This window comes from Thermostichus sp. OS-CIW-26 (assembly GCF_054058395.1).
The window spans coordinates 16543-37218 of sequence record NZ_JBSSAG010000018.1 but is presented as its reverse complement, the minus strand read 5'-3'; the positions used below and the strand labels follow the sequence as shown (position 1 = coordinate 37218).

The following is a 20676-nucleotide window of genomic DNA, read 5'->3' as shown; positions in this document are numbered from 1 at the left end:
GCACTGAGTAACAGCGGTCTAGCCGTACTGGGATCGTCAGCTCGGAGGTGGTGAAATCACCAGGCTTTGCGTCATCGTTGATGAAGAAGAATTCCGGATCAGTCTCCCTGTTGACATCAAGACCAAAGATGACCAGCACAGGGTCGAAGACTGGACTAGTTAGGCGGATAGTAACTCCTGTAACATTGGCTGCAGAAGGAAAGTAAAGGAATCCATCGACATAAAAGGTAAACGTGCCAGGGGGAGGTGGAACTTCCCGGGCATTTATGACATTGTCCCTCTCATCGAAGTAGATCTCCAAGTCGCTATTTGGCCCCAAGGTTCCACTGCGCCTATCCCCCTGTCGGCGCAGACCAATCGATGCAAAAAGGCCTGGACTGAAGGCTTGTTCGCAGACGTTCACCAGAGGCGGTATTGTACTCCCTCCACTTCCTCCACAGCCTGCCAAAACCGCAGCTGAGGCCAAAAGGCCCAAGAAAACCCTCTGCAGGGATCCCTGCGGAGCTCTAGAAGCATTCGATGCTGGCCCTGGCATAAGCACTCCTCCGGACACCGGATGTCAATGTTCCTCTAGATTACGATGCTCTGAGCAATTCTCAGCAAAATGCAGATCACTGACAGGATTTTCCCACGTTTAGGCTTGCACCGGCCTGGGGGAGCTGTTTCACTGCTGGCATCGAGAAAAGAGCTTCCAGAGTGTAGTGGAACCATTGAGCCCATCTTGTCCTCAGGAAGGGATCCAGAGCAAAACCCTTTTTCGCAGTGGGCTAACCACTACTGGCGTCGGGCTTCCTGGTGAGGAAGAAATGGGCCAGGGCTGCCACACATTCTCGATCTTCGAAGAGTAGGTCGCGTCGCTGCCGAACCTCCTCAGCCATGTGGTAGCGAAACTCAGAATCGGATCCCAGTTTTACGGCCAAATCCTCATAGCTTTTCAGATCCGAGGCAATTAAACTGTCCAGCTCCATTCTTTTGAGAATGGCATAGGTATGCCGCCCCCGCATCAGCTTTCCAGGGCAAGTGATCACAGGCAATCCGACCGCAACGGCCTCTAAGGTGGTGATCCCACCTGACCAGCCATAGGAATCTAACATAAGATCGGCACAGCGGTTGAGATCCAAGTAGTCTTGATGGTCTAATCCAGGCAGAACCAGACAGTGGTCTTCTGCATTGAGACCGTACAGGGAAAAAGCCCGGGTGAGCCGTTGCTGAAATTGTCGAGCAATGGCAGCATTGGGCAGAGCCAAGAAGACAAACTGAGCGTTGGGCACTCGCTGAGCAATAGCGGCAAAAAGATAGTCATATTGGGGCAGATATTTACCCAAGTATTGACAAGCTAGGTAAACCACTGCGTTTCTGCGCAGGCCGAAATCCTCTCGATAGCGCTTTTGCTGAGGCAAAACCGGCTTTTCGAAGCAAGTGCCCAAATGAGGTAAACGAATCAGGGTCTCACTATAATGTTCTTGAGCATCCTCTGGCTCCATTAAATCGCTGGAGAGGAAATAGTCAATCGTAGAAAGTCCAGAAGTTACAGGATGAGCCCAAGTGGAGCACTGTATCGGTGCCAGTCGCAGGGAAGCCAGTTGCAGAATAAGAGGTGAAAGACCAATCTCCAAATACACCAAAATATCTAGCTGATCCTGCAGGATTTGTCGGGCTGCATCCTCAAGTCCGGTGGGAATGTGTCGAAACACATCGGCATATTGACGATACCGGTCTGTCATGAAATCGGTTCTGGGATCCAAGTGATAGGCGAAGACTTGAAACTTCCGCTCAAAGTTAGCCTGTCCATCAATCCAATTGGCATTTAGGTACTTAACCCAACCCACAGATAAGCGGCTGTAAGAGCAAGCTCGCATGGAAGCTGAGGCAAACCCAACTCGGAGGGGATCCTCTGGCTGGGATTGGCGAGGAAGATATCTCCACTGGGAATAGCAAGCGTTGACTATACGTTGAACAAACTGGGCATATTTTTTCTGTAAATCCAGGTCGTTGTAGCCTTGGTACTGTAGGTAGTGATTGGTTCCCAGTCCTGACGCCCACAGCGCTGTGCGACGTTGCTCCTCTGTTTCTAGGGGAGTTTCCTCAATAAGACGATCCAGGTGCTCAACAAAGCGAGCACGAAAGGAGTTGAGCTCTTCCTCACTCTGATAGACTGCCGGCAAGTAGAGATGATAAAACCAACGAGCCTGTTCTAACTGGGGATCCAAAGCCAATGCTTTCTCCAGGTGATCCAAGGCAACAGCGTGTTCTCCTTGATCTCGGTAGGCGATAGCCAGATTCAGATGCACCTCTTCCAAAGGGATCCCTGCTGCTCGATCCGAGTTTACCAACAGGGAATTGAGCAGGGGGATCGCCTCTTCGCAGCGACGTAAGTTAACGAGGATCTTGCCAGCTTGAAAGGCGGAAAGAGTGGCATCGGGATTGAGGTTTAAGCTCTGCTGGTAGCAGGATAAGGCTTTCTCCCATTGGCCCGAAGACTCGTAGACCACGCCTAAGTTGTGATGATAAAGAGCTACGCAAGGATTTAACTCAATAGCCTCGGCAATTAGCGCAGCTGCCCATTCCAAATCCCCCTTGGTCTGGGCCACCGTTCCCAGCAGGTGCAAAGCGTCGGCTTGCTCAGGAAACTCCGCCAAGATCTCGGAGTAAATGGCTTCTGCTTGTCGCAAATCTCCTGCTTGCTGGGCTTGGATCCCGGCTAGAAGTTTGTTTGTAAGTGTCCAGTCTGACATCTACTACAAGATGGCTAGAAATTCTCCTGACTTGTCTGCCCAGTATAGTTTTTTCCAGTTATAGTCAGTTCAGTTGGGGATAAGATGACTTTACAGGCAAGATAACATGCAGGTAGACCTAAAGAGGAAGCTTAGATCTGAGAGAGAGTCGTATTTGTTCCGCTCCGTGGCTCATTTTTTTACTTTGTTCAGCTACTTTACCTAAACGTAAGCTCTGCTCAGGTAACAGAGACAGCCGTAGTTACCTTGAGAAATCTCCCCCTGCCAGAGGAGATGAGAGGGATCCAACATCTGGTCAATCTGCTTGCGGTCTTGCTCAGAAGTAAACTCCACGTAAATCACCTTGATGTCTTTGAGCTGCTCTTGCAAGCTGGTCAACACCTCCACCTCCTCTCCACCTGTAGCCACCCTGAGCACATCGATGAACTCCAGACCCAGCTCCTTGAGAGCTGCCCTAGCTTCCCGGAAAGGGAGCGGCTGCTCCACTCCCCACTTCGCTTGAGGATCCTCCGGCCAGAGCCGACAAGTTCTGCAGCTATTCTGCCCCGCTAGCCCCACCGGATGCACAAAGCAGTTGCCCAGGCCAAGAGCATTCTGCTGCAGCAGGTGCAAGGCCAAGGGATCCACCTCAAAACAATGAATGGCCGCCTCAGGGCAGAAACCCCGAAAACAAACGCTACCAAGGCCTACCCCAGCTCCGATGTCGATAACCGTCTGCACCTGACTAGACAGAAACACAGGAAAGTTAAGATACGTCCTCTCGTAAAAAACGGTGTCTGGGTAGAGCTTTACCGAAAACCTGAGTTTGCCAAAGTCAAAGCCAGGCAACACTGCTTCCATTAACTTACTGGCATTGGCCAAAAGAAGTTGGTGGTCCTCTGCCAAGACAAAAGCAAAGTTAGCCCTCACAGGCCGCCCCAGCCGCTGCAAGTCCTCAGCTGTGCACACCACAGCATCAAAACTAGGCCAACTGGCTGGCTCCCCTCTCACCTCGTGAATTCGCTCGGGCACTCCCTTCTGCTGCAGCAGGGCACAGGGATCCCCAAACCCCTCTTCCACGTACAGCTCCAGCCGCGGCAAGTCCAGCAAGTCCGCGGCTATCACCCCAGGACAGCCTCGGCCAACAAATACCCTCAGTCGCTCCTGCACGCGATGCAGCTCTTGAATGGGCTCGTAGATTCCTAGTCGTGTGTCTATCCAGGCAGAGCTGGCCGTGCTGACAAAGTAGCGCACATTAGAGCGGGGCGAGTAACGAAAGGGCTCCGGCAGCTCTCCCCCAAACACCCAGTCCAGCAGGTTCTGAATGCGGTGGCGGGGATGCCAGTGTTGGTCGAAAGTGTGATAAGCGCGGCGGGCAATTTGAATGGCCTCCTGGGGATGGTCTAGGTAGTAGCGGATTTTCTCCAGGAGTTGGGCTTTGGAGTTGTAGGTGTCGCAGTAGGTGCCGGGCGCCAAAAGTTCGTCCAATCCTGAGGCGAAGGAGAGCTGGTCGGTGAGCAGAAAGCCCCCTGCAGAAATCACTTCCAAGTTCCTTAAGTTCAGATCCCCATTTTGGCTGCAGTTAAAGGAAATCAGAGAATGGGCAAACCATTTGGCTGCCTCTTGGCGGTTGGCTGTTTTGATGAGGATGGGCAAATCTGCATTCTTTATGGCTTGAACCAGCCGGCAACGCCTGGGATGGCGGGATCCCTGTTGGCCGATAAAGACCACTTGATTTTCTCTATCTTCCACCCAATCGTGGGTAACAGTGCGCATGGAGATAAGAGGCAACCAGGCAAGATTCTCAGCGCCTGCTGCGGCAAACCAGTGCAAATGCTGGAAGTTATAGGCAGTAGCGACGTAATCAAAGCCTTCAGTAGCCCAGTAGGCCAAGAGATGGTTGATGGGAAACTCCCAGTGGTGGGTGTCTCCAGCTAGCAAGAGTGTGGGGCATTTAAACTTCCTTGTATTTAGGAGATTACTCTAGTCAAAGCTGGAAGTCCAAACAATAACTAGGTCAAACTCCTTATTTGTAATTTGCTCAGACTGCTGCACAAAGTCATAGAGGTCATAGTCTCCCTCTGGGCACTCCACCAATTCCTTAGAGAGATTGACAAAGTTTAGTCCAAAGCCCTTGGCTCTCCTCTTGGGGCAAAGACTGACCTGCCGATCTGAAAGCTGCGGGGGCGGGATATAGTCTGGCGGAGTTGGCCAATTGAGGAGAATTCGCGGAGCATTGGCCTTGATGTCTTGCATTTCTCGACTCCCCAAGTTGAGCGGCAGGTTCTTCTAGCTCCTACAGGCTACTAGGATTGGACACAACAACAAGGGATCTCTGTTGCCCTGGAAAACGATAAGCCGAGCATAGGTTATAAGCAACCCCATGGATCCCTGTCTGCAAGAGCCGAATCCAGTTTACCTGCCTGGATGGCCCCTAACCAAGACGAGCTCTCCTACGACAATGGCATACCCATGGAAAGCTGGCGGCACACGTGCCAGATGGACTTGCTCATCTCCACCACCCATGCCGAGCGAGGTTTTGAGGCTGTACCCAGCGAAGTGGGAGGGTAGGAGGCCACCTGGATTCTGTGGGCCACTGCCGCTGGGGAACTGATGCCTGCCAAGGCTGAACTGGAGCAGCAAAGGGCTGAGCGCCTGGCCTAAAAGTTGTGAGAACTGGGGGTGGATCCGGGTACATTAAGCTAGAGCAGACGTCAGGGATCCCTCTCCATGCAGCGCCAAGACCTCGCACAGGATCTTGCCTTAGAACTGGAGCAAGCTCAGAGTCTCACCCAGCTCTTAGATTGGGCTTTAGCCTGCCTTCCTAGCCAGCAAATCTTCTGCCAGATTGGCTGGGAAGAGTCCGCAGCTGTTTTGCAGGCAATGCTTCGCTATCCTGAAAAGTTAGCAGTGATTCTACGGAATCCCCTACAGAGCTCATCCGAAAAGTCAATCAGCACAGAAGATATCCAAACCCAAATTTCTCAGTTGGGATTAGAAGAACGGGTTCTACTCCTAGAAGGCCCCATTCCTGCCCTTTTGGCAGATCTCGGTCAATGTTTCCCAGAGACCCAGATTGGCGTTTGTTTCTGGACTGAACTCACGGACTACCGTACCTGTCTGCTTCAGTCTTTGCTACTGCGGGATTACTTGGCCGACTCAGCCCTATACTTGGTCAACCATTGCCGCTACGGAGCCATAGCCCAAGCCAACCTAGATTTGATGGGGATAGATCCCAGTTTTCATCTGCAGAAGGTTTTGCCCAATCTAGGCCAAGGGATCCATCTCCTCACTTGGGATCCCCAGCACAAGGTCTTAACCGAACAGGATCTTGCTTATATCCAAACAATCGGCCCTGGATCACTGCTGGCAGCTAACCCGGTATCCCTCACCTTTGCTCAGCCGGATCCTTCAGAACCCACCCGGTTTTACCCCTGTAAATACATCAAGCTGGACAACTTCCTGCCTCAAGAGATCAACCAAGCCATTCTCCAGCATGCAATTACCCACCAGGACAAGTTTGTTCCTTCCAGAAGCTATAGTAAAAACAACACCGAGGCCGAGTCACTAAAATTTCGTCGCTCCCTGCGGCTGGACTTTGCCCACTTTCAGGAGTATGGAGCCCTGCTGCGGGAAAAAATTGCGGCTGTTGCTCCCCAGATTTTCGCTGAGCTAGGCATCGAGAACTTCGACATTCAAATCTTTGAGATGGAGATGATTGCCAGCTATGATAGTTGTTATTTCGTCCCCCACATCGATAATTCCTACCTGCAAACAGCCTTCCGTCAGGTGAGCTGCGTGTACTACTTCCACAAAGAGCCAAAGCCTTACCGAGGAGGTGAGCTGCGCATCTACGACACCCAAAGACGAAAGCCCCATCCGCCAATTCTCTATGGAGCCTACGATGAGGTGATCCCGACCAACAATAGCATCGTCTTCTTCCTCAGCAGTTGTTTGCACGAGATCCTGCCGGTATTTAGTCATAGTCAAGCCTTTGCCGATAGTCGCTTTACCGTCAATACTTGGCTAGGATCCAAGCAATTTACCTAAAAGGCTTGCAGCTCCACTATGGCCAGAGTCTGTATTGTGACCACCGTTCGGGATCCAGGGGTGTGCTTGGAGTCGTTCATTCGCTATCACCTTGCTCTCGGAATCGCCCATATCTATATCTTCTTTGACGATCCGGAGGATCTCGCTGTTCAGGTAGCACTTCAGTTTTCCGATGTAACGGCTATTCCCAACGATGAAGCTTTGCAAGTCCAACAAGCATTGGGGAATGTTCTCTACCCAAAATATGGCCCTCATGTTGGCTATGAGGTCATGGCTCGTCAGATCCTTAACGTAGAAACCGCCATACAACTCGCTCTTGAGCAAGGTATGGATTGGATTATTCATATTGATGGGGATGAGCTCTTCTATCTCGGCGAGGCGCTTACTTTAGACTGGTTTGACCAACTAGATAACGATATACTGCAAGTTCACTTCTTAAACTACGAGGCAGCTCCTGAAGCGTTTGAGATCGAAGACTACTTCCGCGAGGTCACTTTATTTAAGAAAAACCCTGCTATTTTGGATCCCGGATTCTATGCTGAGTTTCAGAGCATCTCCGGTAAGAGCCAATACTTTTTGGCTTATCAAAATGGAAAGTCAGCAGCTCGGATCCATCTCACTCTTTTGCCCAATAGCGTACACAGCTTTGATATTCCAGAAGATTATACCTTAGTAACATCATCCCCTTCTATTTTGCACTACTTAAACTGCGGATTTCAGAACTACTACAAAAAATACGCCCAACTGGGAAACTTTCCTGACTATTGGTGGCGCTCAAAATCTAATCCCATTCGAGTTCCCTTTCATCTGCTCTCAAGAGATGCCTACTGCTTAGGAAATACAAACGAGCTGGTAGACATTTATCAAAAGTTTATACTTTATGACGATTTCACAATCAACCAAAACCTCACAGAGAAGGGGATCCTCACTCGCATTCACTATCCTTCACAGTTGCTAGCGACTGTATCCACTCTGTCCAGTTGACCTATGGCTTAATCTACTCGTCCTGAGTGCAAAAATGCTGGCCCAAGAGAAAGTCCAAGAAAAGATCTCTTCCCTCACCAGCGAGCAACTAGCAGAGATCATGCTCTCTGCACAGGGGCTGCTCAGCAATGAACTCGAAGCGAGTAGCAATCCTTGCCCAAAGACTGCGAAACTGGGGGTGGATCCGGGTACATTAGAACGAGTAGTTTTGGGCACTAGGAATGAACTTCTCAACCTTGACTAGGTGAGAAGTCAAGCGGTCAGTAATGATACTTTCTACGATGGTCACACTTCCAAAAGAAATCCCTCTGCCTATGCCGGCTTTATGCGTCTCCAGGCTTCTTGATAGCTGTAGTATTTGAGAGCGTTTCTGTTGATCAGTTTAAGGTTTGGTTGATCGACCTCCATCCCTGAACTTCCCAAAGCAGTTTAAAGTTTCCCCTTAATCCGCCCACATCCTGGGTCGAGGTCGTCTGGAGAGGCAATAACTCAAGCCCGCCAACCGCTAGATCATCTTGCGTCAAAACTACAGAGCTGGGAATCTCTCCCGACATCATAGAACACTAAAAAAGCTCCCCGGTATGGGGAGCCAAATAGATGACCAAGTCATATAAAGTTAGCCAAGCAGGTCGCAGAAGCGATCTGCAACAAGGTATTGACTAGTCAGCGTCAAACACGTTGCAGGAGCGACCCACAAAGTATGGACTGTTCTGCTGAACTTCGGTGGCTTGATCCCCAAGACCAATCTCACACTTAATAGGGTTGTTGCCAAGGTTGACGTAGGCAGGCCCTTTACCAGTGTCAGCCTCCGTTGTGATCCTCACACCCTTCTGGCTTCCAGGTGTGTCCGCAAACACAGGCTCTTTGTAGATAGGGGTAATTGCTTCCCACGGGTCATTCAGGAACTTGTCACCGTTTACCCCGCAGTAGTCAGGTATAGCCCTGTCATCTCTATTGCATTGGTTGGGGTCGATGTTTTCCCAGTCAGGGTAGACACTCGTGTCAAGGCGGTAAGCCTCGGAAGCACGGGAGACAGCCGTCAAGGCTGTTTGACCCTCAGCAGCGCGTGAACGACGGACTTGGTTCAAGAACTGCGGAATAGCGATCGCAGACAGCACGCCCACGATCACAATCACCACCAACAGCTCGATCAGAGTAAAGCCCTTGGCTTTAGAGAGGATTTGCTGAGCCAGTTTGGCCCGCAACAGAGACTGACGAGATTTTGCGCTCATGGGTACTTGCTCCTTTGACAAACTGGAGAGTTAACTGTGCAGCTCACCTGCCAGTGCTAACTTACCCCGCTTGAGGGCGATTCATAACAGTCTGCCCCTGAGCACAATTGCGGATCTTTACGGGGTGGGCCTGAAAAGAGTCAGTAGTTTAGCCAAGTCGGTCTCAGCGTGGCAGATTAAGACCAGTGCTCTCCCTTCGACCCATGAACCCTGCGCTGCAAGCCCGGATCCTAAAAGCCAAGCAACTGTTTCAGCAGTCTCCCGATGCCTTTGCAGAATGGCTGGCCGCCCTGTACTCAGAGCAAGATGCAGATGCTTGGCGAGAGTTTTTGTGGGGCTTCTTTGACCTTTCCCCACCCCTGCAGTTGGATGGAGGGGCTTCCCCGTCTGACCCAGTAGCGATCACCCTTTTGGCGCTGGAGCAAGTTTTGATTTCCAACCGTCTAAGCCTCGCCTACCAATCCTACACGCCCCTGGTAAAGGCAAGGATCCTGCCCCGCGAGAAGGTCTTGGAGCTATTACTATCCCTCGCAGGCCGTCTGGAAAATAGCCGCATGCAGGATCCACAGCAGGGACTCCAGGTCTGCCTAAAGCTACGGGAGATGGCCTTCGAGCTGGAACCAAGTCGGCGGGATAATACTCAGATTTTGCTGTTCCAGGCTTTGCAAGCTCAAGACGAGCTGGCCGTAGGCTTTTACGGGCAGGCTTTGCTAGAGAGCCTGGCCAGTCTGGAAGACGACGAGACCTTGGACATCACCCAAGAGCCACTCCTGACCCAGTTGCTCACCCGACTCTGGGATGACGGCTACTTGGATTTGTTTTTTGAGCTGGCCACAGCCTTACAAGCTCATCTGCCGGGGAGTCAAAAATCAGGATTTGCTGCTTTGCTAGCCCAACTGGCTCATGCGGCAGATCCCGAGCAGGCGGGGCGCTATGAAGGTTTGTGGACGATAGAGAACCTGGTCGACGACTTCTTCCAAAAAGTAGCTTTTGCTCTTTTCGAGCACTCTACCAGCGATGGCTATTCCACCTTGGGGGAAGCTCTTCTCACAGCAGCCGAGAGCCCCCAGGTGCAAGAGAACTTTACCCTACGCCTAGCTCTTCTAGCAGAATCTTTAGGAAAGCTGATCTACGCCGCCCGATCCGAACGTGTAAACTTTGCTATCCAGAAGATCATGGATCTTCTTTCATCGACATTGATTGACTTGAATTCTCTAGAAGTAAGTGACGAAAATCTTCCTGAGAGCTTGACTGCGGCTAAGGTTGTTCTCTTCCGGGTTTGCGTTTGTTGGGGCTACCTAACTGATGATCGATCCCTAATTCGTTATTACCAGCAGCTTGCCGGTAGGATCTTTAGTGATTGTCTAAGCCTAATGGCTTCCCAGCGAGATTTTCTCTGGTCAGAGTATTGGCAGAAGAACCAGAAAGCCTATCAAAGAGCTAACCCAAGCAGTCGCAAACTGCGAGTCGGCTTTCTTGGCAAATGCTTCCAACGACACTCAGTAGGCTTTCTCAGCGAAGCCATTTTGCGAAACTTATCTCGTGAACTGTTAGATGTTGCTTACTACTGCTACCAAGGCCGAGAGAATGAAGAAGTGGCTAGCTATGACAACATGTATCAAAAGTTTCGCTCACATCAAAACCTTTACTTCCGCTTCTTTACTGAAGAAGTTAAACCTCCCCAGGTGGCTGCAAAAGCTCGTGAGGATCGCATCGATATTATGGTTTTCATGGACTCCATTACCAGTCAGGATGCCAACGTTATAGCGGCTTTGCGAACTGCCCCTATACAGATTGGTTGGCTGGGAGGAGATGCTGTTGGTCTGCCGGAGTTTGATTACTTCTTTGCCGACCCCTATATTCTTCCCGGAGATGCTCAGGCCGATTACCATGAAAAAATTATCCGCTTGCCTAGCTACTGTGCTGTTGAGTATCTGGACATTACTCCTGCAGATGAGGTGAATTTCAAAAACAAGCTGAGAATAGGCCCGCAAGATATTGTTTTCCTAACTGCGGCCAGTGCTTACAAGCGTACCCCCGAATGTATTGATGCCCATCTGCAAATCCTGAAAGCTGTTCCCAAGGGGATCTTGATCGTCAAAGGCTCGGGGGAAATTGCCACGGTTATCAGGCGCTATCAGGAAAGAGCCAAAGAATTAGATGTTTTGGATCGCGTCCGATTTCTAGCCAAAACCAGCACTGTAGAAGAGCATCGCGGCCAACTGGCTCTGGTGGATCTGGTCTTAGATACCTTTCCCTACACAGGCGCAACCCACACTATGGAAGCTCTCTACATGGGCGTGCCAGTTCTCACCTTGGTAGGTCGCCATTACTACGGCCGCATGAGCTACAGTCTGCTCAAAAATATTGGTCTTGAAGACTGCATTACTTGGTCGGTAGAAGAGTTTATCCAGCGCGGGATCCAACTGGGTAATGATCCAGAGTGGATTAATCGGATCAAAAGGCAAATTAAGGATTCTCGCCGTTGGTCGGTGATTTGGGATCCAAGAGAACACGCTCGTAGCATGGAAGCTGCTTTCTTCCACATTCTCGAAGGTAAGTCCCACGAAACTTATACGTTTCACCCCAACGACTTGTACTCAACTCCAGATGAATGGAATCAAGCTGGGATCCAGCTCATTCGATCCCTAAGTGCTGATGCTTCGGTTTCAACGCACCAATCCGCTTGGGAAGAAGCGCTGTCTTTGTGGCGAAGGGGCTTGGCAAGGGATCCCTATCATGTTCCGTGTTGGCTAAACCGAATCCATGCCCTATTGGTATTGGGCGATCGCTCTCGCGCTTTTGAAGATGCCTACGCTCTACTAGAATTTCTGTGCACAGAAGCGGCAGGTTTACGTCCTTCCAAAGCGATAGATCTCCCCATCTGGGTTGAAAGCGAAGTTTCTGCCCGCCCAAATGCTTACACGAAACACAGTTACCTCTATTATTTAGCCAGATGGATAGCTACTCATATTGGGGTCGTATACAGCCCAGAAGCCATGCGATTTTGGAACCTAACTTATTCGATAAATCCAGATGATAACCAAGCAGCTCTGGCGGTAGCGATTGAGCTTCTCTCGCAGAAAAAGATAGAAGGGCTAATACCAGTCAACCACATACTTGGCCTTGACCCAACCCATCAACAAGCAAGTCTGGTCAAGCAAATTGCAATGTGGGAGGTTGTACCTCAAGTGAAAACAGCTTCTTCCCCTGCGCAGCCCGATCTTTACTTTGACTACGAAAATTGCAAGTTATTCCTCGAACCTTCGTTTTCAAGTATCGTCACCCGCGTCTTACTTGCTCAAGGAGAATGGTTTGAGGATGAGATTAGCTTCTGCAAGCACTTTTTAAGACCAGGGATGAATGTAATCGACGTAGGGGCAAATGTTGGGGTATACACTTTCCTTGCTGCACATCGGGTAGGCCCTACAGGTAGTGTAATCGCAATTGAGCCCACGGCTTCTTGTCTTCAGTGTATGCGAAAGACAATAAGTGCCAGCTCCTTAGAAGATGTTGTCTTCCTTATCGAAGCTGCCGCTGGGGATCATGAAGGCACTGTTCAGTTACAAGAAGAAAGAGCTAGTGTATTCAACTCTATCGGCGATTCAAAGCAAAGGCCGGAACAAGTATCGAATGATGGAAAGGTTGTAAATCTCATTACTCTGAACTCTGTCTGGCGCTCGAGAGGTGAACCCCAGATTGATCTCATCAAGATTGATGCAGAAGGTGCAGAAGAGCAGGTTGTCTCCGGTGGGCTAGAATTACTTGCCGCCGGCCACCCTATCATTATTTTCGAGAACAGACATGTCTCCAAGGTTACCGGAACTGCTACAGCTAAAATACTGGAGCCTTTAGGCTATGAGTTTTATACGTACAATCGTTTCCTGAATAAGCTAACTAGGGTCAGACCTCAGCAATACCCAGTTTCTGCTCTAAACATTATTGCGATTCATCCTTCAGATCTGGAAAAAGTTGCAGACATGATATCGGTTTAGAAAGTTGGATCCGAATTTTGCTCTTTTGCTTGTGTTGAGCAAGGAGCTTTCCAGGGCTGGGTGGTTTCTGTTGTACGAGCAAGTCATTCAACTTTTCTGGGGAACAGAGCTTGCAGTGGGGGTGGGCAATCGTAAGTAGACAGCTCATGCCAAGAAGTCCAACTGACGTTAGACACTGCAGGCGCCGCGAGCAAGCCAATTTGAGCAAATTCAACTAACCGGAAGAGCGTAGCAACTGCATCAGCTGCTGGGGCGTCATCTGCTCGTAGGGCTCAAAGGGCTGGTGGATCCAAGGGTTATCCGGCAAATAGTCCACATAGTAGTCGGGTTGATAGACGGAGGCGGCCTTGTACCACAGTACGCCGGTGCGGATCTCCTCGATGTAGAAGCCATAGTGGTGCTTGAGCCAATGGACAGACCGTTTCAGGGTCATGCCGGAGTCTGCCAAATCGTCCACCAGCAACACGTGGCTGCCCAGGTTGGCGGTGGTCATGGCTAGATCCCGCGAGAAGGTCAGTTGCCCCCGCTGGCGGTTACCGGGCCCCGAGTAGGAAGAGGCTGAGAGAATAGCCAGGGGCAGGTCGAAAAGACGGGCCAAGGTATCGCCGATGCGCAGCCCCCCCTTGGCAATACAGACGATTTGGTTAAATTCCCACCCGCTTTCGTAGACTTTGACGGCCAACTCCTCGATTTTGCGGTGGTAGTCGGCCCAGGTGATGGAAATTTCGTGCAAGGGATCCCCCTCTACCCATCTAGAGTGCTCAGTTTAATAATGACGCTTCTCCCCTCGACTAGGGACTAGCTTTCTTTCAGAGGGATCACCTTCACCCAATGGGCATAGACGGGATCCCGATTTTCGGTAATTGCCGTCAGCTTCTGCCGCAACTGCTCGGTGATGGGGCGGGAGGGGGGCAGGACGTACTGCTCGATCTGGCGAATGGGGGTGATCTTGGCAGCAGTGCCGGTTAAAAAGGCCTCGTCGGCGATGAACAGCTCCGATTTGTCAACGGGCCGCTCTTGGGTAGGGATCCCCAGATCACGGGCCAGGGTGAGGACACTGTCGCGGGTGATCCCTTCCAAGATATCTTGGTCGAAGCTGGGGGTAATCAGCACGCCATTGCGCACGATGAAGATGTTCATGCCCGAGGCTTCGCTCACTTTGCCCTGGGAGTTCATCAAAATGGCCTCGTCATAGCCAGCCTGCGCCGCCTCGGTTTTGGCCAAAGAGGAAGTGATGTAGGCGCCGGTGATCTTGCCCCGCAATGGTAGGCTGCGATCCTCTTGCCGGGCCCAAGAGCTGATGCGGCAACTGACTCCCTCTGGCGAGAGGTAGTCCCCCAGTTCCAAGCCGTACACGAAAAAGTCTTTCTCAATGTTGTGCAGCCGCGGCGAGATGCCTAGGTCGGAGGTGTACACCAAGGGGCGGATGTAGAAAGAAGTGGAGGGCCGATTTTTCTGGATCAGCTCCACAATCACCTGCTCAATCCGTTCAGCGGGGAGATCAAAACAGAGCAGGCGGGCGCTTTGACTCAGTCGTCGGCAATGGCGATCCAGACGGAACACCAGAACTTGATCCGGGTTTTGCGGATCAGGGATCCCGCGTAGGCCGCCGAACGCCGCTGTCCCGTAGTGCAGAGCATGGGTGGCAATGGAGATCTTCGCCTCGGCAAAAGGGACAATCTGGCCCTGAAAGTAGGCGTAGGGCAGAAAATCTGGCATGGTCGGCACCCACCGGGGTAGGAATGAGAGGTAGGAATATTATCACCGATTCGTGCAGTGCCGGTAGCCCCAACGTCGGCATGACTTCCCTGCCTGTAGTAGCAGCACGCGGGATAGGTGTAGAGGTATTCCTCCCCCGCAGCAGCGTTGTTTAGCCAGTCAGTTTCCGAGAGGGTTGGATTGGAGAAGCAAACAGTTCGTAGCTGAAGAGGGGCCGAGCAGCTACACCCTATGACGCAAAGGGGGTGAACTCCTTGTGAAGGCAGCAATGCTCCTTGTGGCAAGGCTTCTTGAGTCTCAGGGTGGTAGGGTAAGGAGGTGGTTGCTCAAGCAGCTGTAAATAAAGCCTGCAAAACTTTCGATTGCTGCCTTACTTTTGCTTGGCATTTTGTCCCCCGCTAGCCCGATGCTGTCGACGGGTGGGAGCCGGAGGGCTGCTTTTGCCCAATCTTCTGCTCCGCCTATCCCCATTAAGGAAGCCATTCGGATCGCTCGATCTGCCGTGCCCAATGCCGTGATCAAAAAAATGATCAAAAAAGATGAGTTGGAGCTTAAACATGGGCGCCTAGTTTGGGAAGTGAAATTTACCAACGATATTGAAGTCAAGATCGATGCCACTACCGGTGACATTGTCGATATCGACGACTAGCACTCAGGAGGTGCCCTTGCCTAGGCGGGGGTGAGCGTTGCCGGAAAAGGCTGTAGCTGCTACTGCTTGATGAAAAAGTAGCGACCTTGAGAACTGCGAAAGCTGGGTTGTGCAAAGGTCAGGGATCCCTTGCATTTTGGGCATGGAGAGGGCGTCATCGATAGTTGACGGATAGCTGAAACCAGTTCGACTGCTGGCCGAGGACAGGTGGCCGAGTCAGTCTGAGCTAGAATGCTGTCTATCCGTCTTGCTGCTCCCCCTGATGGACGACCCCCCTTTAGCCTCGACGGCTGCTTTCCCCAACACCGAGCTTTCGTGGGGAGATGCGTCTCTTAGTCTCCTTTGGGTCATCGGTCTTCTGGTCATCAACGCTTTTTTTGTCGCGGTCGAGTTTTCCTTGGTATCGGCGCGGCGCTCCCGCATGGTGCAGTTGGCGAGCGAGGGAAACCGCCAGGCGGCAATTGTGCAAAAAGCCCAAGAACAACTGGAGTATGCCCTCTCCACCACCCAGTTGGGCATCACTCTGGCCAGTGTGTTGTTGGGCTGGATCGGGGCTACGCAAGTGGCGCCGACGCTGTTTCTGGCCTTGAGGCAGTTGGCTTGGCTTCAGAACCTGGATCCGGCCCTTATTCGAGGGGTGGCAGTGGTGTTGGTGTTTTCGCTGCTCACCTATTTTCAGATCGTGGTGGGGGAGCTGATCCCCAAGACTCTGGCCATCCTCTATTCCGAGCCGATTGCGCTGCAACTGGCCTGGCTCAATCGTTTGGTCAGCCGTATCCTAAGACCTTTTGTAGAGCTGCCCCGCTTTTCCTCTCGGTGTGTGCTGCGGCTTTTGGGAGTCCAGATTCCGGAGGCCAGCTCCTTTTACAGCACCATGACGGTGGAGGAGCTGCAACTGTTGATCGCTTCCTCGGTGGAGTCGGGCAACATCGAGGCGGAAGAGCGAGAGCTTTTGAGCAACATCTTCGAGTTCGGCGAGACGGTGGCCAGCGAGGTGATGATCCCGCGTACCAGCATCGACGCTGTGCCGGAAACTGCAACGGTGCAAGAGGTGCTGGCCGAGGTGGCCGAATCAGGACACTCCCGTTACCCGGTCTACGGCGAGTCTTTGGATGACATCCGCGGGCTGATCCACGTCAAGGAAGTCATTGGGGAGCTGGCCAAGGGATCCATCGACCTCCACAGCCCCATCACGCCTTTTATCCGCGAGGCCCACTTTGAGCCGGAGAACAAGCCAATTGCGGAACTGTTGCCCGAAATGAGGCAGCACCACTGGCCGATGGTGATGGTGGTGGATGAGTTTGGCGGCACGGCGGGCCTGATTACCGTTCAAGACTTGGTGGAGGAGATCGTCGGCAAGCTCTCCGATGGCCCGGATCCCAACACCAAGGAGCCGGACATCCAAGAACTTGACGAAAATACCTTGCTCATCCAGGCTCAGCTAGATATTGAAGAGATCAACGAGCGCTGTGGCCTCAACCTGCCTCTGCACGAGGATTACCAAACGCTGGGGGGCTTTTTGATTTACCACATGCAGAAGATCCCGCGTGCTGGGGAAAAGTTCACCTACCAAGACATGGAGTTTCAGGTGGTGCGCATGGAGGGGCCACGGGTGGATCGGGTGAAGGTAGCTCGCCGTTCTGGCACTCCGGCAAACTCCCTGCCGCTGCTCCCCCCAGCGCAAACGGCAAAAACCCGTCCATAAGCCCGCTAGGAGAGCATTAGGTCCTTGCCTTGACCACTTTCAGGGTCTGCAGGCGCACATCCTCTGGGCCGTTGATAAAGCCTCCTGCCTCATGCACCAACAGCAGATAGTTCACCGCCTCTTGAGTCACCTCTTCTCCCGGCACCAAAATCGGGATCCCAGGTGGATAGGGGGAGATGATCTCGGCGCAGATATGGCCCACTGCTTCTTGGAAAGGCACCCGCTGAATGGGAGCAAAAAAAGCCTCCCGGGGTGATAGCCGTTGTGGTGGCAAGCAAGGACGGGGCAGTTGTGCCAGCCGCTGCATTTTTTCCATTGCCGCTCTGGATGGGCGGGATCCCTGAAAATGTTGCGACAGGGCGGCGAAACTTTCCACCAGGCGGTCAATGTCTCGCTGGGTATTGCCGATGCTGACAATGAAGACCACATTGTGCAGGGTGGACATCTCCGGCTGCACGTGGAAGTGATCGTTAACCCAGTCGTGAGCGTCGAAGCCGAACAACCCCAGCTCTGTCACCGTTACCGTGAGGCGGGTGCGGTCGAAATCGAAAAAACCAGGGGTGGAGCCGATACGCTCTGGGCCAAAACAGCGCAAGCCGGGGATGCGGTTGAGACGGGCGCGGGCTTGATCTGCCAAAGCCAAGGCTTGGCCCAGCAGGGCTTCTCCCTCCAGTGCCATCTGCCGCCGTGCCACATCCAGCGACATCATCAGCACATAGCTGGGACTGGTCGATTGCAGCAGTTGCAGAATGTTGCGCACCCGGTTGGGGTCGATACGGGATCCCTGCAGGTGGAGCAGCGAGGCTTGCGTCATGCCGGAGATCACCTTGTGGGTGGACTGCACCACCAGATCCGCACCGGCTTCTAGGGCCGAGATGGGCAATTCCGAATGAAACCCAAAATGGGGCCCGTGGGCCTCATCCACCAGCAGCGGCAGGCCGTGGGCATGGGCGATGGAGGCCAAAGCCTGCACATCGCAGCAAACCCCGTAGTAGGTGGGGCTGACCACCAAAACTCCCTTGGCGTCGGGGTGTTCTGCTAGGGCCCGCTCCAAGCCAGCTGGGGTGATGCCGTGGGCGATGCCCAGCTCAGCGTCGAAATCGGGCTCGATGTAGACGGGTACGGCCCCGGAGAGGATCACCCCGGCAATGGCGGACTTGTGGCAGTTGCGCGGCAAGAGGATCTTGTCTCCCGGATCGCACACCGCCATCACCAGCGTTTCCACGCCACAGGTGGAACCGTTGACCAAAAACCAACTGCGATCCGCTCCATAAGCTGCTGCCGCCAGCTCCTGGGCCTCTCGGATCACGCCATCGGGATCGTGGAGGTTGTCCACCTCTGGCAACTCGGTCAGATCCGCCCGGAAGACGTTCTCTCCCAAAAAGGTCCGCAAGTCGGCAGGGATCCCGCGTCCCTGTTTGTGGCCTGGCGTGTGAAAAGGAGCCTTATCCAAGCTGCAATAGTGGCGGATGGCCTCAAATAGAGGTGCTCGCTCCTGGGCTCTGCGATCCAGCGAGCGCAAGCAACGAGAGGTTTTGGACAGATTGGACAGAACCACAGACCACTCCTCAACACACCAGGTGGGCATTTTGTGATTATCCATCCCAATGGAGGCTAAGTCCACCGCTGGCGCTTTTCCTGCTAGCCTGGGTTTTCAGGTGGCCTTTCTTCCTCTCCTGTATGTTTGAAAAACTGCCCTTCCCCCTGAGCACTCTCGTGTTGCTGGCCGGCGTTGCCGCCACGGCTTGGGGCTTTGCCCACTACAACGATCCCACCCTCAATCTCATCGGCCTGTTTGCCGGGATCCCCTTGCTGTTGGGAGGGATAACCATGAAGGTAGTGGAACTCAAGCCGGTACCTGCCCTGGCCGCCCCTTCTCTCGAGGTGATCCAAGCCCGCGCCCAGCAGGCCACGGAAATTCAAAAGCAAGTCCGCGCCGATATCACCAAATATAGCTACGGGGCCAATGCTCACCTGGAGGATGCCCTGGAGTTTCTGGGTCTGCGCGGCCCTCTGGAAGCAGATCTGCCCAAGGTGAGAGGGTACAGAGAAGAGCTGCGAGATGGCCGGTATACCTTGGTGCTTCTGTTCGATTCCCCCAAGGTTCCCTTCCAACAATGGCAGGAAAGCTACCAGAAAAAAATGCAAGGCTTCTTTGGCCGAGATGTGGAGGTGCAACTGGAGCAGCCCCAAGAAAATCAGGTGGAGTTGGCACTCATCGCCCGGACGGGATCCCTGACCACCTGAACAGTGTCTCAACCTCATCTGGAATGATCACAGCCGCCCATTTCACGACTTTTTCACAGCTTGACTCTTAAAATGCGTACAGCACACCTAATCTGCTCAGACAACCTGCGTCTTATATCCCCGTGCCCAAAGCAGGGGCTTTACGACGCATTCTAGTAAAGACTCTCCAGCCCATCAGGCTAACTTTGATGGGTCTCAGCCGCTTGATCTTGAATAATCCAGGTACGCAAGATTTGAATTTCGTCAGCGCTCAAGTAACCTAGGCGATCCATGCCGGTGCCGTTGCGACGAATATAGGCCAATTCTGGGGATCCACTGCGTCCGATAAAAGATCCGGGAGACTCTCTTTGAGGGTCACTCACAGGGGCCCTTGGCATAGGTCCAGATCCCTCCCCTCCCTGGAACAAGAAACTCAGGGCATCCACGTCTGGGGATCCCCCTCCATTCAAAGGGATCCCTGCAGCTCGCTGGATAACAGCATGACGAGCTAACCAACGCGGTTTGAGCAACTCGCTATTTTCCGATCCCGGCGTTACATAACGCATCACCGCAGCATAGCTATCCAAGGGGCTGCGCCGCATCCGACCAGCCCGCTGATGACAGCCTACACAGCTAGCATCCAGTAGAGGTTTAATATCTCGCTGGTAGGTGTATTGAGGTTCAGTGCGGAAAGTCAATTCTATGGGCTTTTGTAAATCCAGCTCTTCCGCTGCGGGCAGGAGCACCCTGTAATCGGTGCTGTAACTGAGTAGCTGTAAAGGTTGAAAGATCAGCTCGTTTCCCCGAATGTCAAAGGCCACCTCCACAGGGGGCTGAATCCCAAAGGCTAGACCTGTTATTCCGGCGGGAAGCTGTCGATCAAAACGCAGATGGATACTTTGGTCAATTGGGATCCCTCTTTGGCCATTGGAAGGATTGCTGGAGACCAATGTAGTTCCATTTGCAGAGGGAGCAGTAAACTCTACCTGACCCTGCTGCACCGGTGCTCTCGGTTGTAAAAGAGCCAACGCATCGGGATAGAAAGTAGTGTGTTGCTCCAGTTGGCTAGGTGAGGGGTTCTGCTGCCAAACGCTGCGAGGCATTCGCACGGTAAACAGAGGAGCTTGCCGATCCCCGGCTTGTCCTAGTACTTCCAAGGTGATCTCCTCCGGCTGCGGCTGCGCTTGGAATTGTTGCGCCAAAGCTCGCCAAACCAAAGGGCGTGATTGCTCGACTAGCTGTGGATAGCTCTGACCCTGGACTGGTAGAGAAAGGCGATGGGTTTGCGACCACCCTGTGTCAATCGAAGCCAGCGCCCCAGCCAGAGCCAAGCTCAGCAGCAGGGATCCCAGTCTCAACCAAAATCGGCAAGAAAAGCTTGACCTTAGCATTTAAACCAAGA

General features: G+C 52.7%; 15 protein-coding genes. 7 read left to right on the top strand and 8 right to left on the bottom strand.

Annotated features, from left to right (window positions below):
• Positions 1–767: 767 nt before the first annotated feature.
• The 3 genes from ACVW0C_RS08780 to ACVW0C_RS08770 form a co-directional block, all read right to left on the bottom strand.
• Positions 768–2735: an O-linked N-acetylglucosamine transferase, SPINDLY family protein gene (locus ACVW0C_RS08780; RefSeq protein ID WP_457384949.1), complete on the bottom strand. Its 1968-nt coding sequence runs from the start codon at positions 2733–2735 to the stop codon at positions 768–770.
• Positions 2736–2936: 201 nt separating this feature from the next.
• Complete coding sequence (locus ACVW0C_RS08775; protein WP_457384948.1) at positions 2937–4655, bottom strand: glycosyltransferase family protein; 1719 nt, start codon at positions 4653–4655, stop codon at positions 2937–2939.
• Positions 4656–4697: 42 nt separating this feature from the next.
• Positions 4698–4970, bottom strand: coding sequence for a hypothetical protein (locus ACVW0C_RS08770; RefSeq protein ID WP_457384947.1), 273 nt, complete (start codon positions 4968–4970; stop codon positions 4698–4700).
• A gap of 171 nt (positions 4971–5141) precedes the next feature.
• Here ACVW0C_RS08770 and ACVW0C_RS08765 point away from each other — a divergent pair, with 171 nt between their 5' ends.
• The 3 genes from ACVW0C_RS08765 to ACVW0C_RS08755 all read left to right on the top strand — a co-directional run bounded on the left by ACVW0C_RS08765 (position 5142) and on the right by ACVW0C_RS08755 (position 7748).
• Positions 5142–5285 carry a hypothetical protein gene (locus ACVW0C_RS08765; protein WP_457384946.1) on the top strand — a complete coding sequence of 48 codons (144 nt, stop codon included), beginning with the start codon at positions 5142–5144 and terminating at the stop codon, positions 5283–5285.
• 561 nt (positions 5286–5846) lie between these two features.
• Positions 5847–6764, top strand: coding sequence for a 2OG-Fe(II) oxygenase (locus ACVW0C_RS08760; RefSeq protein WP_457384945.1), 918 nt, complete (start codon positions 5847–5849; stop codon positions 6762–6764).
• A 60-nt stretch (positions 6765–6824) separates the two neighbouring features.
• Positions 6825–7748, top strand: a complete 924-nt coding sequence (locus tag ACVW0C_RS08755; RefSeq protein ID WP_457384969.1) for a glycosyltransferase family 2 protein — start codon at positions 6825–6827, stop codon at positions 7746–7748.
• A 659-nt stretch (positions 7749–8407) separates the two neighbouring features.
• On the opposite strand, the gene ACVW0C_RS08750 is transcribed toward ACVW0C_RS08755, so the two are convergent.
• On the bottom strand, positions 8408–8980 hold the full coding sequence (locus tag ACVW0C_RS08750) for a type IV pilin protein (RefSeq protein WP_457384944.1): 573 nt from the start codon (positions 8978–8980) through the stop codon (positions 8408–8410).
• A 203-nt stretch (positions 8981–9183) separates the two neighbouring features.
• Between ACVW0C_RS08750 and ACVW0C_RS08745 the strand changes: the two genes are divergently transcribed.
• The gene (locus ACVW0C_RS08745; RefSeq protein WP_457384943.1) at positions 9184–12975 is read left to right on the top strand and encodes an FkbM family methyltransferase; all 3792 of its coding nucleotides are present in this window, start codon (positions 9184–9186) and stop codon (positions 12973–12975) included.
• A gap of 214 nt (positions 12976–13189) precedes the next feature.
• Here ACVW0C_RS08745 and ACVW0C_RS08740 read toward each other — a convergent pair whose 3' ends face one another.
• Together ACVW0C_RS08740 and ACVW0C_RS08735 are read right to left on the bottom strand one after the other, a co-directional pair.
• Positions 13190–13708, bottom strand: a complete 519-nt coding sequence (locus tag ACVW0C_RS08740) for a phosphoribosyltransferase (protein WP_414329088.1) — start codon at positions 13706–13708, stop codon at positions 13190–13192.
• A gap of 65 nt (positions 13709–13773) precedes the next feature.
• Complete coding sequence (locus ACVW0C_RS08735; protein ID WP_457384942.1) at positions 13774–14694, bottom strand: branched-chain amino acid transaminase; 921 nt, start codon at positions 14692–14694, stop codon at positions 13774–13776.
• Between the two features lie 376 nt (positions 14695–15070).
• Here ACVW0C_RS08735 and ACVW0C_RS08730 point away from each other — a divergent pair, with 376 nt between their 5' ends.
• Positions 15071–15343, top strand: coding sequence for a PepSY domain-containing protein (locus ACVW0C_RS08730; protein WP_457384941.1), 273 nt, complete (start codon positions 15071–15073; stop codon positions 15341–15343).
• Between the two features lie 262 nt (positions 15344–15605).
• The gene (locus tag ACVW0C_RS08725) at positions 15606–17048 is read left to right on the top strand and encodes a hemolysin family protein (RefSeq protein WP_457384940.1); all 1443 of its coding nucleotides are present in this window, start codon (positions 15606–15608) and stop codon (positions 17046–17048) included.
• Positions 17049–17064: 16 nt separating this feature from the next.
• Here the strand turns inward: ACVW0C_RS08725 and ACVW0C_RS08720 are convergent, their stop codons facing one another.
• On the bottom strand, positions 17065–18606 hold the full coding sequence (locus ACVW0C_RS08720) for an aminotransferase class I/II-fold pyridoxal phosphate-dependent enzyme (protein ID WP_457384939.1): 1542 nt from the start codon (positions 18604–18606) through the stop codon (positions 17065–17067).
• A gap of 122 nt (positions 18607–18728) precedes the next feature.
• Between ACVW0C_RS08720 and ACVW0C_RS08715 the strand changes: the two genes are divergently transcribed.
• Entirely contained in the window at positions 18729–19295 is a 567-nt protein-coding gene (locus ACVW0C_RS08715; protein WP_457384938.1) for a DUF2854 domain-containing protein, read from the top strand.
• Between the two features lie 179 nt (positions 19296–19474).
• Here ACVW0C_RS08715 and ACVW0C_RS08710 read toward each other — a convergent pair whose 3' ends face one another.
• Entirely contained in the window at positions 19475–20491 is a 1017-nt protein-coding gene (locus ACVW0C_RS08710) for an Ig-like domain-containing protein (protein WP_457384937.1), read from the bottom strand.
• Positions 20492–20676: the final 185 nt, after the last annotated feature.

Excerpts from the sequence above, each read along its gene's own strand:
- ACVW0C_RS08780 (WP_457384949.1), bottom strand. The coding sequence starts at position 2,735 with ATGTCAGACTGGACACTTACAAACAAACTTCTAGCCGGGATCCAAGCC.
- ACVW0C_RS08715 (WP_457384938.1), top strand. The coding sequence starts at position 18,729 with ATGTTTGAAAAACTGCCCTTCCCCCTGAGCACTCTCGTGTTGCTGGCC.
- ACVW0C_RS08735 (WP_457384942.1), bottom strand. The coding sequence starts at position 14,694 with ATGCCAGATTTTCTGCCCTACGCCTACTTTCAGGGCCAGATTGTCCCT.
- ACVW0C_RS08765 (WP_457384946.1), top strand. The coding sequence starts at position 5,142 with ATGGCCCCTAACCAAGACGAGCTCTCCTACGACAATGGCATACCCATG.
- ACVW0C_RS08725 (WP_457384940.1), top strand. The coding sequence starts at position 15,606 with ATGGACGACCCCCCTTTAGCCTCGACGGCTGCTTTCCCCAACACCGAG.
- ACVW0C_RS08745 (WP_457384943.1), top strand. The coding sequence starts at position 9,184 with ATGAACCCTGCGCTGCAAGCCCGGATCCTAAAAGCCAAGCAACTGTTT.
- ACVW0C_RS08750 (WP_457384944.1), bottom strand. The coding sequence starts at position 8,980 with ATGAGCGCAAAATCTCGTCAGTCTCTGTTGCGGGCCAAACTGGCTCAG.
- ACVW0C_RS08770 (WP_457384947.1), bottom strand. The coding sequence starts at position 4,970 with ATGCAAGACATCAAGGCCAATGCTCCGCGAATTCTCCTCAATTGGCCA.